The sequence below is a fragment of the Niabella sp. CPT15-335-S11 genome (genome assembly GCF_058792415.1).
In genome coordinates this window covers 131,495-147,111 of record NZ_JBYTEI010000003.1, presented here as the reverse complement: position 1 = coordinate 147,111, position 15,617 = coordinate 131,495, and the positions used below count along the sequence as shown (strand labels likewise).

Genomic DNA, 15,617 nt, shown 5'->3' with positions numbered 1-15,617 from the left:
TATTTCAATCACTTAAAAATTCCAAAAGATGAAAAAGATCAGTGCAGTAATGGTAATGGGAATTTTCCTGCTTATTACAACTTTCAAAGCGCAGGCGCAAACAAATTCAACCTGGCAAACAAAAGCAATTGAATCGTATCATGTGGCAATTGCTTTCTCAAAAACAACCAACATTATCTTTCCCTATTCTATTGTCAGTGTAGATATAGGAAGCAGGGATGTGTTGGCTCAAAAAGCAAAGGGAGTGGAAAATATCTTGCAGATAAAAGCCGCAAAGGATAGCTTTCCTCAAACCAATATCAGCATCATTACTGCTGACGGTAAGCTTACATCCTTTCTGGTTGATTATGCCGAACAACCTACTATACTCAATATTTCATTAGCGGGTCTGACAAAGCAAAACACCATCTCTATTCCTTCAGAAAGTATCAACCAGGAACAAATAGAGAATTACGCTTCAATGGCTTTTGAATCGAAGAAAAAGATACGGGGTATAAAGGATGAAACTTTCGGCATTCGTCTTAAACTAAACGGCCTGTTTATCCAGGATGACATTATGCTGATGCGCTTCAATATTGCCAATGAAACAAATATCAACTATGATATTGACCAGCTCAGGCTTTACATCCGTGACCAAAAGAAAAGCAAAAGAACTGCTACGCAGGAGATAGAAATAGTACCTGTACTTGTACATAACAATACGACCAAAGTAATCGGGCAGTCAGATACTACCATCGTTTTTATTGTACCAAAATTTACTATTCCTGATAAGAAGTACCTCGCAGTTCAAATGATGGAGAAGAACGGCGGCAGGCATCTGGAACTGCATATAAAGAACAAGAAAATTGTAAAGGCAGTTCCGGTTAATTAAACCTGAACGCTCCATTGAAACTGTTCCATTCTATTTCAATTATTCGTTTCCGCTAAAAGATATGTTATGAAAATAAGGAAAGACGACTACAAGGATATTCTTGAATACCTGACTAAAAAGCGTTGGGAAGGTGAGGAATTTGTCGCCTTTCTCGATGATGTTTCTCCAGTAACTAAAGAAGACCTATTCACATTCTCCACGGAATATGATGTTAGGGAGTTCTGCTACGAAATGTCAACCGACATAGACTTTTACAACTTTCTGGCAATACGGTCTGCATATAAGACAATGCAGGAAGCTGCCGAGAACAGCAAGCTAATGATTGAAAGGGAGGGCATCGTTGACGTGTCCCTGATGGTAGCGGTTCATTACGAGAGATTAGAAAGAGAACAATTAAATAACAATCAAAATTCAGAAGTCATGAATCAGAAAAATTTTGAATACCTGCGTGACCAGGTAAAGTACACCGGCTTCGGTGAAGGGTTGGAAAATGACCTGAAGCAAAAAATTCAGGAAGGAAACCCGGAGTTTAAGTTGGCCTATGAAACGAAGTATGGCAACGATACTGTAAACGCTACATTGAATTTCAGCCAATCGAAGCAAAGCGATATGTATTTCTTTAATTCCTATCAGGTGAATGTACAAAAGGAAAATAGCTCTGAAACAATGGAGCAAACCTTCTACGTCAACAAAGGCAACAACATTACCCTGAAGGAAGGCTATAACCTGATGGAAGGAAGGTCAGTGAATAAAGACCTCACCAATAAAGAAGGACAGGTGTACAACGCCTGGGTACTGATGGACTTTAAACAAAGTGATAACAACGGCAATTTCAAGCTGAAGCACTATCATGAAAACTACGGCTACGATTTGGAAGCGGTTTTATCCAAGCATCCGATCAGGGAATTAGGTAACGAGGAATACAAATCCAATCTGATGGATTCCCTTAAAAAAGGAAACCTGCAATCTGCCACGTTTCAGGTCAACGGTGCGGAGCAAAAACAATACATCGAAGCTAACCCTCAATTCAAGACAATCAACATATATGATGGCAGTATGCAAAGGGTGGATAACAGACATGCGAAAAAAGAACAGCAGTCTGAAGGTGAAAGCCAGTCAGCTAAACAAGACGCTAAAAAGGAAAGGCAGATACCTGCTGAAGATGATGGCCCTGAGATACCGAAGGCATCTAAGAAAAGGAAAAGGAACCAAAGCATCAGCTAAAGACTAAATAGCCCGGCTATCATAAATAGTAGTGAAGTTGAAATGGTGAAAAGAAAACTATTTATAACGTAAAAACAGATTGAAAAATGAGAAGTCAAATATTAATGCTGCTGGTATTTATAATAAGCCTTTCAGCATGTACGAAAGATAATGAAGCTGTAATAGCAGAAGGCGAAAATAAAATTGCGCAGTTAAGATCAGCACCTGGCGACGCAAGTCCTGAAAACCCGGAAAATGCCTACGATAGCATAGGCTATTGGCATAATCAGATTGTGGCATACGTGCAGAACTGCAAGCCTGTTACAGATACACCTAATGTAGAGGCGTCAACGCAATGTGTACTTCGCTTTTGCAGGGAAATGGAACGTATTGAGCCGCCTCTATCATTTTTCTCAACAGTAAACCAGACGGTAACACAAAGCAACGAAAGGATCGAAACGCTTATAGCTAATTGTCCTTATGAAGAACCAGTAAAGGCCGCCCTGGATTCGCTGGTGCAATTGATCAAACGACTTTCGGATAGCAATAGTCCCTATCCGGTGATTAAAGCCATGATTATGGATTTTGAGAGCAGGGTAATGCAAAACAACCTGCTTAGTCCTGAAGGTCGTGAAATTGCCCTTAAAGCGGCATCGGTAGCACGTTACTCCATTTATTATTGGATAAATATGCTCCAGCCCCCGGCTCCGGCGGCGGCCTTTAAGTTTAAAAACATCGTTAAGTGGATTGCTGCCGTCACGAGTGATATAGGTGGCGCTATCGTAAGCGGCAGTGTGGAATACGCCGCCGATTGCAGCACCTATGCCTATGATCTGGTAACGTATAGTATGCCTTAGTTGATCCTTAAAAATCAGGTTATGAATAACAGTCTTATAAACAGAGTGGAATCAGAGCTGAACCAATGGCGTTCGAGGGAGGAACGGTTTAGCAAGCTGTTTTCTTTCAGCCTTTCAAATAATAAAGCATTGCTAAAAGAAAAGCTGGATTACTACGACCGTATTGCTGCAAAGTATAAAGGCACGCAGGATCTGGACGAGCGGTTTGCGCTCAGGGTGTTACGGCAAGAGCGCAACCGTATTGAAAAGCAGCTTTATCCTAATCTACTGATAAGGCTGTTGCGCAGGCTATTAGTTGCGCCCGTTAAGGAACAAATTGTAATAAGACAGGATAACAGGAAAACAGAGCAAAACAGCCAGGCGTTGCACCATCAGGTGCAGCGTGCTGGCTTTCCTGACCTTTCTGCAAAAATTGATGAGCAGATGAAACTTGCGCAGCAACAATTTTCCATTCCAGTTTCCTATTACCTCAATGATAAAGAAAGGTTAGATCATCAGTTATCGTTCGCTAAAGATCAATCCGGTGCATACCAGCTTGAAGGGTATAAAACAACCCTGTATAATGAATCCAAACCTGATGAAAAACGGCAGCAATACTTTACTATGCGCAACGGGAACAATGTAAATGCCACCGAATGCTATAATCTTTTATCAGGTCGTTGCATCCAGAGCGGTGGAACTTGGATGCAGCTTGATTTTAACGACAAAGACCCAAACGGTAATTTCCGAATCAAACAATTCCACTCCGATTACGGATACGATCTTGAAAAGGCTTTGCAACAGCTTCCTTTAAAGGAATTGCTCAATAAAAGCAAAGCAGATAAACTGCAATCGGAATTAAAAAATGGAAACCGTGTGTCGGTGAGCTTTGTGAAGGATGGAAATGAACAGCGGTTTTATATTGAAGCTAATCCGCAGTTTAAATCAGTAAATATTTACGATGAGCATTCCAGGAAGATAACGCTCCATACAGCATTGGGAAATAAAACAATGGATGCCATGAAAGTGACGCATAAGGTCAATGAGCAACAGCAACAAAATCAGGAAAAAAAGAACGGGATGAGAATAGGGTAATAAAAGGCATGAGCAATGGATCGGGTGTATTACTTGTCGGATTTTTTTGAAGCCATAGGAACTGATGCCCGCATCAGCATTACTCATATAGGTATTTATGCGGCTTTGTTACAGTATCGCATACAAAATGGCTTTGCCAATCCTATTCAGGTTTTCAGTCATGAGATATTAAGCATTGCAAAATTATCCTCCGCTATCACCTACCACAAATGCGTTAGGGAACTAAGCGAATACGGTTATATAAGGTATGAGCCGTCTTTTAATCGCATGAAGGGAAGCAAAATATATTTTGCTGAAAGAAGCGATTAAAATAGGAAAGTGATTTGGAAAGTTTTGCAAAAGCCCGCAATGGGCTTTTGTCATCTAAAAAGGAGGTGTGAGATGGAAGATGAAGTATTGATGAGAATCACTCCAGACAAGGCGATAGAAATTTTACGTAAAGATGGAATTGATGTAAATATCGAAGAAGCGCAGATTATACTTGACTTCTTATACAGCATGGCGAACATAGTAGTTGAGCAAAACATAAGTATGCGGCATTGCGATGCCGAAATCGTAACACAGATCGTAAAGTAAAAAGCAGCTATGAAAATTGCAGACCTTTATATCAGGGTGAGTACAGACGAGCAGGCAGATAAAGGCTATTCCCAACGAGATCAGGAGGAAAGGCTGCGTAGGTATTGTAACATCAACAACATTCAAATACGCAAGGTGATTTTTGAAGATCATTCAGCAAAGACCTTCAAGCGACCTGCCTGGCAGAACTTGCTGGTAGATTTGCGTAAGCAAAGGGGACATTCAGACTTAATTCTTTTTACAAAGTGGGATAGGTTTAGCCGGAATGCCGGGGATGCTTATCAAATGATCAGCCTTTTAAGGCATCTCGGAGTAGAGCCGCAGGCAGTAGAACAGCCATTGGATTTATCTATTCCTGAAAATAAAATGATGTTGGCTTTTTACCTCGCAGCACCGGAGGTAGAGAATGACCGCAGAGCATTAAATGTATTCAATGGTATGCGGCGTGCTAAAAAGGAAGGGCGCTGGATGGGCACAGCTCCGATTGGTTATATAAACAGAATTACGGAAGATGGCAAGAAATACATTGCGCCAAAAGATAAAGATGCTAAAATTATGAAATGGGCATTTGAAGAAATCTTTCGCAATAAACTGAACACAGAACAAATCTGGAAGCAAGCCAGAGAGAGAGGGTTGAAATGCAGCAAGAATAATTTTTGGGTAGCGATAAGGAACCCTATTTATTGCGGATTGATTTTCGTTCCTCAGCACAAAGATGAACAAAGTGAGCTTGTACATGGGCAACATGAACCAATTATTGCCGCTTCACTATTCTTTGATGTGCAGGATGTGCTGGATGGCAGAAAGAGAAAAGCAGTAAGTAAAAAGGTAATTGCACAGGATGACATTCCATTAAGAGGTTATTTGATTTGCCCTAACTGTGGAAGGTTTTTAACTGGCAGCGCTTCAAAAGGAAGGAACAAATACTATCACTACTATCATTGCAGTTCCGAATGTGGTGTACGTTATAAAGCAGATGACGCAAACAATTTAATGATAGAAGCCATCGGGAATGAAGTTCGTAATGTTCCGCAACTTAAATTGTTCAGGGAAATTATTACAGCTACTTTCATGGATGTGAACCGTGTTGAGAAGGCAGATCAGAAACGCTTGGTGGCTCAACTGGATCAGATAAAGCACCGGCTCTCAAAGGCTCGTGAATTATTGCTGCGTGGAGAAATTGAAGGCGAAGACTATCGTACCATTAAGTCAGAAGCCAACGAAAGAATGACTGATATTGAAGCAAAGCTAAAAACTTCCTTTTCCTTTTCAGACAATATGGAACTACTATGGAATCTTCCCATTTCAAAAGTATCGCATTTAGATGAGTTGTTTCAAAATGGGACTGTTATCCAAAAGAGAAAAATAGTAAGTACACTATTCCCCGATAACCTGACGTTCAACGGCGAAAAACTCCATCGCACAACAGTGAGTACAGCTATCAGCTTATTGACTAAAAGCAGAAAATTTCCACAGGAAATAGAGACAAAAAGTAATGAGAACTATCAGGCTGAAAGTGTTCATCTGCACCGCAAACATGCTGTAGCCGCATTACGAAATAGAATGTAGCCTTCCTACTTAGCGTCAGGCAACTTAGCTACGATTATCCCTTTTAACCGCTCGTTGACCAGATAAGCAAGGAAAGTGGCAAACGAACTGATATCCTGCCCTACACTTGCCTGCTCCAATGCCTGCATATATTCAGTTCTCCTTTCCACAGGTATAACCGTCCACGGGTATCCACCCGAAGCCAACATAGCATTCATCAGAAACCGTCCTATTCGTCCGTTACCATCCATGTATGGATGAATAAAAACAAAAATGAAATGACCCAATACTGCCCTAACCGATGGCTCCGGTTCTTCTTCTAATAATTCAAACAGAACGGGCATGGCATCTCTCATAGCATCCACGTTCAGAGGAACGTGTTTGGAGTTCCCGATATATACCTGGTGGTTGCGATACCCTGCAAGGTCCGCCGCCTTTAAAAGCCCGGCGGTAACGCTTGGGTCGAATAGTTGCCTGTACCATTTTGAGTGATCTTTATCCACCTGCTTTCCTGCATTGGCTCCCTTCAATATGGCTGTGATGGTTTCCTTCACCTGCAGAAAGGCTTGGTAGTAGCCTCTGGCAGCCATAGCATCCCTTTGCTTACGATCTTCTTCATGCGCTTTACTGTTCCACTGGCCGCTGCTTACTCTTTCGATAAGTTCCGGTGTCACCCGATACCGTTCAATTGAGAGGGAGTGATAGGCGTCTGTTATATAAATGTCGTCAACATCCTTCAGGTAGGCTTGTGAATCATCGGGTATGCCGGGAGCTTTGGGAAAGCTGGAAATAATAATCTCACGCATCTGCTGCCACATAAGCTTGATCCGGTTTGCATAAGGAGAACGTTCACGGGAGGATAGATTAATGTTCAGTTTGGTTTCAAAAGGATCTTCTTCCCGTATATCATAATCAGCTTGCTTAACAGTATCTACAATCTGGTCAGCTATTTTATCCCTGTTGATATTTCTGAAAGCGCCTGCTAACCTTCCCGCAAATGTGGTGTGCCCGTTTTCCAAAAGGATAGGTAGTACCTCCGAAGCATCTCTTATCAACGTAAGGGCTGTGCGGGCATCTATTGCATTCCTTGTATAAATGCTTGGTGAGCTGTAAACCAAAGCGGCAGGCAGATTGTACATCCTGATTCCATTGGTTACGATGGTTTGATCCGCTGGTGGAATACCAGTCCTTAAATTGAACAGGGACGTGTTATGCGGTAAGGGCGTAGGGTTATTATTCCCTTGTGGCGAACGTATCATCAACTGTTGAGGTACTGCGCTGTTGCCCGCATGGATGAGCAGCGACTGGTCTGCCGACAAGCACCAGTCATCGCCAAATTTGTGATTCAGGAATTTGGCAATAAAATCCCAATAGGAACTATACCAAGACGTGGTTTCACCTTCCTTTTCAGCAGGGTCGGTAGGTATGTACCATCCTTTTGTCACCTCACGGATAAAGCCGTTTTTAAGCAGTATCTCCCTGTATTTCCTGTTGGGCATTTCATCGGTATGGATACCGACAATGCCGTTATCCTGTAATTCTTTCAGGAATTTAAGCGATTCTACCAATCTTTCGCGGGGTGTGGCCATATCGAATAGTTTAAATTTTATGCGGCTAATAAGCTATTTGTGCCTGTTAAGTTATTAAACATGGGCGTTCAATTCCTATTAAACCTTGTCGGTTTTCTAATATTAAACAAAGCTGTATCAAAGTTAGTAAATTATGACGTGATAATTTTATTAAACCATGTTCAATTTCATTTTTCTTCTTATCTTTACATAGTACCACACTTAATTTTTTAGCATGAAAATAGCAGACATTTATGTACGGGTAAGTACGGACGAACAGGCCGATAAAGGCTATTCGCAACGTGACCAGGAGGAACGTTTGCGGAAATACTGTGAAATCAACAATATCCGGGTTAGGAAAGTGATCTTGGAAGACCATTCAGCTAAGACTTTCAAACGACCGGCTTGGACAGGACTATTGGGTGATTTACGGAAACACAAAGGGCATACCGACCTTATCCTGTTTACTAAATGGGACAGGTTTAGCCGTAACGCAGGAGATGCGTATCAAATGATCAGTACCCTTCGTCGGTTAGGTATCGAGCCGCAGGCGGTAGAACAACCGCTTGATCTCTCCATTCCAGAAAATAAAATGATGCTGGCGTTTTACCTCGCTGCACCGGAGGTAGAGAATGACCGGAGAGCGTTAAATGTGTTTCATGGGATGCGCAGAGCTAAGAAAGAAGGGCGCTGGATGGGAACCGCACCTATTGGTTATGCCAACAAGGTTAATGAGAACGGTAAGAAATATATTGCCCCGAAAGATATTCAGGGTGATATAATGAAGTGGGCGTTTGAAGAACTATCCCGCAGTAAGCTCAATACTGAACAAGTATGGAAGAAAGCAAAAGAAAAAGGATTAAAGTGCAGCAAGAATAACTTTTGGGTTGCCATACGAAACCCGATATACTGCGGGTTAATATTTATTCCCAAATACAAAGAAGAAGAAAGCCTGTTGGCAAAAGGACAACATGAACCTTTGATCTCTGAAGCACTCTTTTATGATGTTCAGGATGTATTGGATGGACGCAAACGGATTTTGGGAACAAAAGTTACAGCCGATGACAGCATTCCATTGAGAGGCTTCTTAATCTGTCCAAAATGCGGAAGAATGTTGACCGCCAGTGCATCAAAAGGAAGAACACAATATTACCATTACTATCATTGCAGTTCTGCTTGCGGCGTTCGTTACAAAGCAAAAGACACGAATGATAAAATGTTTGAAGAAATCAAAAAATATGTTTGGCCGCTTTCAAGACTTGAGATGTGCAAAGAAGTAATTACGTCAACATACAAGTCAAAAGAACGTGGAGAAAGAGATGAACAAAAAAATTTGAAGGTACAATTGCAGGAGGTCAACAACCGTGTTGTAAAAGCAAGGGAACTGCTTTTGTGCGGCGATATTGAAGGTGATGATTATCGGGCTATCAAATCTGAATGTGAGGAAAAGATCAATCGGCTGGAAGCAAAATTAAAGGCTGCTGTAAATTTCCAAACAACGGTAGAGCCTTTATGGAACAAGGCGTTTAACAACATCGCACAGCTTGATACATTGTATAGAGAAGGTACAGTAGAACTAAAACGAAAGATAGTTGGTTCGATGTTCCCTGAAAATCTCGTATTCGACGGTTGCCAACATCGAACCAAAAGATTGAACGAAATCATCAACATTATATCCTTAATAGACAAGGAATTGAAGCCCAAAAAAAATGGGACAAGTCGTTTGAATTTTGACTTGTCCCATATGGTGATCCGGATTGGATTCGAACCAATGACCTACTGCTTAGAAGGCAGTTGCTCTATCCAACTGAGCTACCGGACCAAAAATATTTTTCCAAAAATCAAGTACAAGAACCAATGACCTTGGCGCTTTAGGCGCCATGCTCTATCCCCGTCCGACTTCGTCATCCGGGCAGGCCCCGATACATATCGGGGAGCTACCGGCCCAAAACCCGTCTTTTTGCGATCGGGAATTTTCGAAACTCCCTACCAGTTACACATCCCTTTACAAATTCCCTGATCAAGTCCAAGTGCCGCTGGGGAGCGCAAATATAGTCAAAATCATAAAAAATTTTGATTTAAAATCGCGCTGTCCTATCTTTGCACCCGATGAACAATTATCAATTTACTTTTTGGTGGTGGCATACAGACTCTTCCGGGGTGTGACTAAGCTATTGTCAACTAGTATAAATATATACAGACCCCGGATATTCCGGGGTTTTTTGTTAAAATAACATTTTGTTTATAATGGAAAAAGTGAAAATTACGACAAGTGTCACGCCAATGCTCGCCGACGTATATACGCCCGTAAGTATCTACCTGCGGTTGCGCGATAGGTTTCGCGATACCATCCTGCTGGAAAGCGCCGATTACAACGCGTCTGAGAACAACTGGTCTTTTATTGGTATCAACGCTATCGCCGGTGTGGAAATTACATCTGGAGAGAGCATCGACCTGAAACTACCCGGACAGACCGCCCAAAAAATTCCCCTGGCCAGGAACCAAAAGGTGACGGATATTCTCAAAGATTATATGGCGCTGTTCGAAACCGTTAAACCGGAATCGAAAGAAGCAGCCTTTGCGCAGGGACTTTTTGGTTACACCGGTTATGAAGCCATCCGCTTTTTTGAAGACCTGCCCGCCGCTGTTATGAAGGCCGATCCGGATCAAATCCCCCTGATGCGCTACCGTCTGTACCAGTACGTCATCGCCATCAATCACTTCAAAGATGAGCTGTTCCTTTGTGAAAATAAAATTGATGGCATCAGGAGCGAAGTGGAGCTCATTCACTCGCTGATCCGTAGCAAAGACGTTCCGGTCTATCCCTTTAAACGCAACGGTGAAGAAAGTTCCAATATGACCGATGAAGATTACAGGGAAATAGTCAAAAAGGGGATCGCGCATTGTCATCGCGGCGACGTATTTCAGATTGTCCTCAGCCGGAAATTTGAACAGCCTTTTACAGGCGATGAATTCAATGTGTATCGCACCCTCCGTAATATTAACCCATCGCCCTATTTGTTTTTCTTTGATTATGGTGATTATAAGATCATGGGATCCTCACCCGAGAGCCAACTCATCATAAAAAACGAGAAGGCGACTGTTCACCCGATTGCGGGCACTGTAAAACGTACGGGTATTGAAAAAATAGATGCGCAGGAAACCCTCCGGCTCCAAAGTGATGAAAAGGAAAATGCGGAACATGTTATGCTGGTCGACCTGGCCAGAAATGATCTAAGCCGCGGCTGCAGCCAGGTTGAGGTCAGTCACTTCAGAGAAACTCATTCCTATTCACATGTGATACACCTCGTCAGTGAAGTGACCGGCACCGTGAATACCGATACCCACGCTTTTGAATTGTTTGGCAAAACATTTCCTGCCGGTACTCTCAGTGGCGCCCCCAAGATTCGTGCTATGGAGTTGATTAGTACGCTGGAACCCACTGCCAGGAGCTATTATGCCGGCGCCGTCGGGTTTATGGGTTTTGATGGTTCCTGTAACCAGGCTATTATGATCCGGACCTTTCTGAGCCGGAATAATACACTGATTTCACAGGCAGGCGCGGGAATAGTTGCGGCCAGCATACCTGAAAATGAATTGCAGGAAGTGAACAACAAACTTGGTGCACTCAAAAAAGCTATTCTGGCAGCAGAAAAAATTCAGTGAGAAATCTAATAGCATAAGTCATATTCTGAAAACGTATTCTTTGATGTAGCATGGCTCAATGTAATCACTAAAATAATTTTTCCCAAGGACATTAATAGTTAAATATCAAGTAATATAATAATGAGACTCTTAGTTTTTGATAATTATGATTCGTTTACCTACAACCTGGTCCATCTGGTGGTAAAAATATTGGGGCAGAAAGTGGATGTTGTGAGAAACGATAAGATTGCCCTGGAGGACGTCAACCAGTACGATAAGATCATTCTGTCACCAGGTCCTGGTATTCCTATCGAAGCAGGTCTTTTGCTTCCTCTCATCCGTGAGTACGCCGCCACCAAGTCGATATTGGGGGTTTGTCTCGGTCATCAGGCCATTGGCGAAGCTTTTGGCGGAAAACTCATCAACCTGGAAAAAGTGTATCACGGCGTTGCAACCAACTGTACCATCGTAAAAAAGGATGATAGGCTTTTTAAGCAGTTTCCACCCGGACTCGAAGTCGGTCGCTACCATTCCTGGGTCGTCTCCAGAGAAGAATTTCCCCCCGAGTTAGAAATTACCGCCGTTGATGATAACGATATGATCATGGCGCTGAGACACAGGACCTATGACATCCGCGGGGTGCAGTTTCACCCCGAAAGTGTACTGACCCCCCTGGGGGAGCAAATCATGCGAAACTGGCTGGCATCCTGAGGCCGGGGGAAAACGGATGAGCATTTTAGTTAACTAATTTTATCAAAAAAATGAAAAAGATACTTAATATCTTATTTGAACATAAGACCCTCGATCGAGAAACAGCCAAGCAGGTATTGGTCGACATTGGCAAAGGAGTTTACAACGAACATGAAACCACGGCGTTCATGACCGTGTACCTGATGCGAAGTATTACCCTGCAGGAACTCCAGGGATTTCAGGATGCATTGTTGGAACTCTGTCTGCCGATGAACTTTAATGGGCTGAACACGATCGATATTGTCGGTACCGGCGGTGATGGGAAGAATAGTTTTAATATTTCCACCCTGGCATGTTTTGTGGTGGCGGGCGCCGGATTTAAAGTCACCAAACACGGAAATTACGGGGCGTCTACGATCAGCGGGGCATCCAACGTAGTGGAAAGCCTGGGCTACCGGTTCAAGAACGATAATGCAGCTTTGTACAAAGAACTGGAAGAGACCAATATTTGTTTCATGCACGCGCCATTATTTCACCCCGCTCTGAAAAATGTAGGCCCCATTCGCAAGAACCTTGGCGTGCGGACCTTCTTCAATATGCTGGGACCCCTGGTAAACCCTGCATTTCCTTCCTTTAGTGTTATTGGTGTTTATAGCCTGGAAATGGCCAGACTGTATAATTACCTGATGCAAATGCAACCTGGCGGGTTCGCCATCGTTCATTCGCTGGACGGATATGATGAAATATCACTAACCGATGACTCAAAAATTATTACGCGTGAGGGAGAAAGGGTTTCCTCCGCGATGGAGCTGGGTGGCATGGAAGTAAGCCCTGAATCAATTTTTGGGGGTTCCACCATTGAAGAAGCAGCCCGGATCTTTAAGAATATCATTACGGGCAATGGAACGCAGGAGCAGGAAGCCGTAGTCCTGGCAAACGCCGCGATGGCACTGCAGGTGGCCGGCAGTTTTGAGGCATACGACGACGCATTTGCGGCTGCCAGAGAGAGTCTCCGGTCGGGGAAAGCGCTGGCCAGCTTAAACAAATTAATATCACTTCAATCCTGATTTGCCATGAATATCCTGGATACTATCGTAGCACAAAAGAAAATAGAAATTTCAGAGAGAAGAATACATACACCCCTGGCGGCTCTGGAGGCACGGCAGAACTTTTTACTTCCGGTTAGCTCCCTTGCCGCATCACTGACGACCGAAAACAGCACTGGCATCATTGCCGAATTCAAACGCAAATCACCTTCCAAAGGATTTATCAAACAGGATGCCGATATTCGCCAGATTACTGCTGAATATACTAAGTCCGGAGCAGCCGGACTATCTGTTCTTACGGATGAAACTTTTTTCGGAGGTTCCGACCAGGACCTGCTCTCGGCCCGGATGAACAATATCCCAATCCTTCGTAAAGAATTTATCATCGATGAATATCAAATAGTGGAGGCTAAATCATTGGGGGCGGATGTAATTCTGTTAATAGCGGCCTGCCTGACGCCTACAGAGGTCAGGCAATTTGCTCAAACAGCAAATTCGCTTGGGTTAGAATCGATACTCGAGCTGCATGCTGAAGAAGAACTGGGTCATGTTTGTGATGAAGTCACACATGTTGGTATAAACAACCGGGACCTGAAGACTTTCAATGTGGATATTGAAAGGAGCTTGTGCATGGCTGAGAAGATTCCTGATACCAAAATAAAAATTGCGGAGAGTGGTATTGACAAGGTCGAGACAATCCATTTGTTTAGACAAAACGGATTCAAAGGTTTTCTGATCGGTGAATATTTTATGAAGCAACGCGATACAGGCCTGGCATTCAAAGCTTTCGTGGATGAACTAAAGTTGAAAGCACAAATCTGAAATAATGAAAACGCTAATTCCCGTGAAAGTTTGCGGTATGACCAACCTGGCTCAGGTAGACGAACTTGTGCGGCTCGGTGTCCAATATGCCGGATTTATTTTTTATGAACCATCACCGCGGACTGTCATTAGCAAAATAAAAGCTGCCGACCTTGCGGGGTATCAGCAACCCATCCAAAAAGTAGGTGTATTTGTTAACGAAGAAGTTGGAAAAGTGGCGAAGACAGTTAAGGATTACGGTCTGAACCTGGTGCAGCTTCATGGTGAGGAAAGTCCTGGTTATTGCCGGGAGTTGTCAGGCGAGGTGCAAGTTATCAAAGCCTTCAGGCTGCAGGGAGACGAAAATATTTCAGCAATGCTAAGGCCTTATTTGGATTGTGGAGATATGTTCCTGTTTGACACTAAGACCAGTCTGTACGGAGGCTCGGGTAAGAAATTCGATTGGAAGGTACTTGCGGATATATCCGCGGGCAAACCTTTTTTTCTGAGCGGTGGTATCGGGCCGGGTGATGAAACGATGATCCTGGATTTTACAGATCAGCATCCCGACTTTCAAAAAGTTCAGCTGGATCTCAATAGCCGTTTTGAAAAGGCCCCAGGTATTAAAGATATATCGAAGCTAAAAACTTTCATGTCAAACCTGGGTTATTGAACGGATCTGGTCAGTACATTTTTAAAACGCGCCACATCTGCTTCTTTCAAAATAGGGGTTCCGTTTAATATGTTTTCTACCAATTGATTGGCAAAAAAAGGAGCAAGGGAGCAGCCTTTAGTACCAAGGCCGTTCAGTATACCGATATTTGAATGGACAGGATGAAATCCAGTAAATGGCCGCCTTTCCACCGTTGCGGGTCGAATGGCGCTCCGATGATCCACAACTTTGAATGGCAACTTCAGCCATTTTTGAAGATTTAAGACCGTTGTATCGTGGAAGGCCTGTGTGGGATTTTCATCGGCATAATCCCAGATATAATTTGAACCCACCCAAAACTGTCCGGGTACTGACTGAGGAACGATCGCTGCGGATTTCTTATAAATATAGTCAGGGGGTAGGCCTTCGATTTCCACCAGCAGCGATTCTCCTTTGTGCAGTGCAAACGGCAAAGGAGCGAACCAGGGGTTCTGAGCGCCCCATTTACCGTCACAGAAGACAATTTTTTGCGCTTCGATTTCTCCATAAATAATTCGGTTATTTTCAGCATGCAGGATCGAATGATCGAAAGCTGTTTCAATGATCCTATTCTCTTTTTGTAAAAAAAGTCGCCAGTTGGTGATTAATTCGTTCAGATGAACCAGGTAGGCAGGTTCTATGGTGCCGCAGCCAAACTCGTAGTTAAAAAACTCCGACATGAACGCAGGATCATCTATCAGACCAATGTATTTTGTACCAACTTGTATTCGCTTCAGAAAGCCTTCTCTCATGAAGGGGTTTGGGAAGAAGTCGAGGATCGTTTTTTTTTCGATGACATTTACGTTCATGAACTTACCGATCTCCGTGTAGGATGTTTCGGCGAAGGGGAGGAGGATATCATCCATCCAGACAGTCACCAGCCTGCGACCAGTAACGGGATTGATCAGTCCGGCGGCTACTTTTGATGAGCTGTTAAGTTGATTATCGTCAATAACGACAAAATCAACTCCGTTTCTGTAAAGGAACCAGGAAAGAAAAGTTCCTGAAAGTCCCTGTCCGACAATAAGAACTTTTGGATTCATATAA

At 43.1% G+C, this 15,617-nt stretch carries 14 protein-coding genes, 1 tRNA gene and 1 pseudogene; 13 read left to right on the top strand and 3 right to left on the bottom strand.

Annotation, left to right across the window (positions count from 1 at the left end):
• Positions 1 to 28: 28 nt before the first annotated feature.
• The 7 genes from traN to AC3WS5_RS11645 all read left to right on the top strand — a co-directional run bounded on the left by traN (position 29) and on the right by AC3WS5_RS11645 (position 6,150).
• A complete protein-coding gene (gene traN / locus AC3WS5_RS11675; protein ID WP_492467557.1) occupies positions 29 to 871 on the top strand; it encodes a conjugative transposon protein TraN in 843 nt (280 codons plus the stop codon).
• Positions 872 to 937: 66 nt separating this feature from the next.
• A complete protein-coding gene (locus AC3WS5_RS11670; protein WP_492467556.1) occupies positions 938 to 2,095 on the top strand; it encodes a hypothetical protein in 1,158 nt (385 codons plus the stop codon).
• Between the two features lie 86 nt (positions 2,096 to 2,181).
• Positions 2,182 to 2,931: a hypothetical protein gene (locus AC3WS5_RS11665; RefSeq protein ID WP_492467555.1), complete on the top strand. Its 750-nt coding sequence runs from the start codon at positions 2,182 to 2,184 to the stop codon at positions 2,929 to 2,931.
• A 21-nt stretch (positions 2,932 to 2,952) separates the two neighbouring features.
• Positions 2,953 to 4,005, top strand: a complete 1,053-nt coding sequence (locus AC3WS5_RS11660) for a hypothetical protein (RefSeq protein ID WP_492467554.1) — start codon at positions 2,953 to 2,955, stop codon at positions 4,003 to 4,005.
• A 15-nt stretch (positions 4,006 to 4,020) separates the two neighbouring features.
• A complete protein-coding gene (locus AC3WS5_RS11655) occupies positions 4,021 to 4,314 on the top strand; it encodes a hypothetical protein (protein WP_492467553.1) in 294 nt (97 codons plus the stop codon).
• A 72-nt stretch (positions 4,315 to 4,386) separates the two neighbouring features.
• A complete protein-coding gene (locus AC3WS5_RS11650; RefSeq protein WP_492467552.1) occupies positions 4,387 to 4,581 on the top strand; it encodes a hypothetical protein in 195 nt (64 codons plus the stop codon).
• Positions 4,582 to 4,590: 9 nt separating this feature from the next.
• Complete coding sequence (locus tag AC3WS5_RS11645) at positions 4,591 to 6,150, top strand: recombinase family protein (RefSeq protein WP_492467551.1); 1,560 nt, start codon at positions 4,591 to 4,593, stop codon at positions 6,148 to 6,150.
• Positions 6,151 to 6,155: 5 nt separating this feature from the next.
• On the opposite strand, the gene AC3WS5_RS11640 is transcribed toward AC3WS5_RS11645, so the two are convergent.
• On the bottom strand, positions 6,156 to 7,718 hold the full coding sequence (locus tag AC3WS5_RS11640) for a Fic family protein (RefSeq protein WP_492467550.1): 1,563 nt from the start codon (positions 7,716 to 7,718) through the stop codon (positions 6,156 to 6,158).
• Positions 7,719 to 7,932: 214 nt separating this feature from the next.
• Between AC3WS5_RS11640 and AC3WS5_RS11635 the strand changes: the two are divergent.
• Positions 7,933 to 8,862 (top strand): annotated as a pseudogene (locus tag AC3WS5_RS11635) (recombinase family protein); the annotation flags it as partial.
• Positions 8,863 to 9,442: 580 nt separating this feature from the next.
• On the opposite strand, the gene AC3WS5_RS11630 reads toward AC3WS5_RS11635, so the two are convergent.
• A tRNA-Arg gene (locus AC3WS5_RS11630) sits at positions 9,443 to 9,519 on the bottom strand.
• 425 nt (positions 9,520 to 9,944) lie between these two features.
• On the opposite strand from AC3WS5_RS11630, the gene AC3WS5_RS11625 reads away from it, so the two are divergent.
• The 5 genes from AC3WS5_RS11625 (at position 9,945) to AC3WS5_RS11605 (ending at position 14,552) form a co-directional block, all read left to right on the top strand.
• Complete coding sequence (locus tag AC3WS5_RS11625; protein ID WP_492467549.1) at positions 9,945 to 11,363, top strand: anthranilate synthase component I family protein; 1,419 nt, start codon at positions 9,945 to 9,947, stop codon at positions 11,361 to 11,363.
• Between the two features lie 120 nt (positions 11,364 to 11,483).
• Entirely contained in the window at positions 11,484 to 12,053 is a 570-nt protein-coding gene (locus AC3WS5_RS11620; RefSeq protein ID WP_492467548.1) for an anthranilate synthase component II, read from the top strand.
• Positions 12,054 to 12,103: 50 nt separating this feature from the next.
• Positions 12,104 to 13,099 (top strand): anthranilate phosphoribosyltransferase, encoded by a 996-nt coding sequence (trpD, locus tag AC3WS5_RS11615; protein ID WP_492467547.1) that lies wholly within the window; start codon positions 12,104 to 12,106, stop codon positions 13,097 to 13,099.
• 6 nt (positions 13,100 to 13,105) lie between these two features.
• Positions 13,106 to 13,900 carry an indole-3-glycerol phosphate synthase TrpC gene (gene trpC / locus AC3WS5_RS11610; RefSeq protein ID WP_492467546.1) on the top strand — a complete coding sequence of 265 codons (795 nt, stop codon included), beginning with the start codon at positions 13,106 to 13,108 and terminating at the stop codon, positions 13,898 to 13,900.
• 4 nt (positions 13,901 to 13,904) lie between these two features.
• The gene (locus AC3WS5_RS11605) at positions 13,905 to 14,552 is read left to right on the top strand and encodes a phosphoribosylanthranilate isomerase (RefSeq protein WP_492467545.1); all 648 of its coding nucleotides are present in this window, start codon (positions 13,905 to 13,907) and stop codon (positions 14,550 to 14,552) included.
• Here AC3WS5_RS11605 and AC3WS5_RS11600 read toward each other — a convergent pair.
• On the bottom strand, positions 14,546 to 15,613 hold the full coding sequence (locus AC3WS5_RS11600) for an NAD(P)/FAD-dependent oxidoreductase (protein WP_492467544.1): 1,068 nt from the start codon (positions 15,611 to 15,613) through the stop codon (positions 14,546 to 14,548). The genes AC3WS5_RS11605 and AC3WS5_RS11600 overlap by 7 nt on opposite strands.
• Positions 15,614 to 15,617: the final 4 nt, after the last annotated feature.

What these genes read in the sequence shown, in the direction of transcription:
- AC3WS5_RS11600 (WP_492467544.1), bottom strand. Translation starts at nt 15,613, where the DNA reads ATGAATCCAAAAGTTCTTATTGTCGGACAGGGACTTTCAGGAACTTTT.
- trpC (WP_492467546.1), top strand. Translation starts at nt 13,106, where the DNA reads ATGAATATCCTGGATACTATCGTAGCACAAAAGAAAATAGAAATTTCA.
- AC3WS5_RS11660 (WP_492467554.1), top strand. Translation starts at nt 2,953, where the DNA reads ATGAATAACAGTCTTATAAACAGAGTGGAATCAGAGCTGAACCAATGG.
- AC3WS5_RS11645 (WP_492467551.1), top strand. Translation starts at nt 4,591, where the DNA reads ATGAAAATTGCAGACCTTTATATCAGGGTGAGTACAGACGAGCAGGCA.
- AC3WS5_RS11625 (WP_492467549.1), top strand. Translation starts at nt 9,945, where the DNA reads ATGGAAAAAGTGAAAATTACGACAAGTGTCACGCCAATGCTCGCCGAC.
- AC3WS5_RS11620 (WP_492467548.1), top strand. Translation starts at nt 11,484, where the DNA reads ATGAGACTCTTAGTTTTTGATAATTATGATTCGTTTACCTACAACCTG.
- trpD (WP_492467547.1), top strand. Translation starts at nt 12,104, where the DNA reads ATGAAAAAGATACTTAATATCTTATTTGAACATAAGACCCTCGATCGA.
- AC3WS5_RS11665 (WP_492467555.1), top strand. Translation starts at nt 2,182, where the DNA reads ATGAGAAGTCAAATATTAATGCTGCTGGTATTTATAATAAGCCTTTCA.
- AC3WS5_RS11640 (WP_492467550.1), bottom strand. Translation starts at nt 7,718, where the DNA reads ATGGCCACACCCCGCGAAAGATTGGTAGAATCGCTTAAATTCCTGAAA.
- traN (WP_492467557.1), top strand. Translation starts at nt 29, where the DNA reads ATGAAAAAGATCAGTGCAGTAATGGTAATGGGAATTTTCCTGCTTATT.
- AC3WS5_RS11650 (WP_492467552.1), top strand. Translation starts at nt 4,387, where the DNA reads ATGGAAGATGAAGTATTGATGAGAATCACTCCAGACAAGGCGATAGAA.
- AC3WS5_RS11605 (WP_492467545.1), top strand. Translation starts at nt 13,905, where the DNA reads ATGAAAACGCTAATTCCCGTGAAAGTTTGCGGTATGACCAACCTGGCT.
- AC3WS5_RS11670 (WP_492467556.1), top strand. Translation starts at nt 938, where the DNA reads ATGAAAATAAGGAAAGACGACTACAAGGATATTCTTGAATACCTGACT.
- AC3WS5_RS11655 (WP_492467553.1), top strand. Translation starts at nt 4,021, where the DNA reads ATGGATCGGGTGTATTACTTGTCGGATTTTTTTGAAGCCATAGGAACT.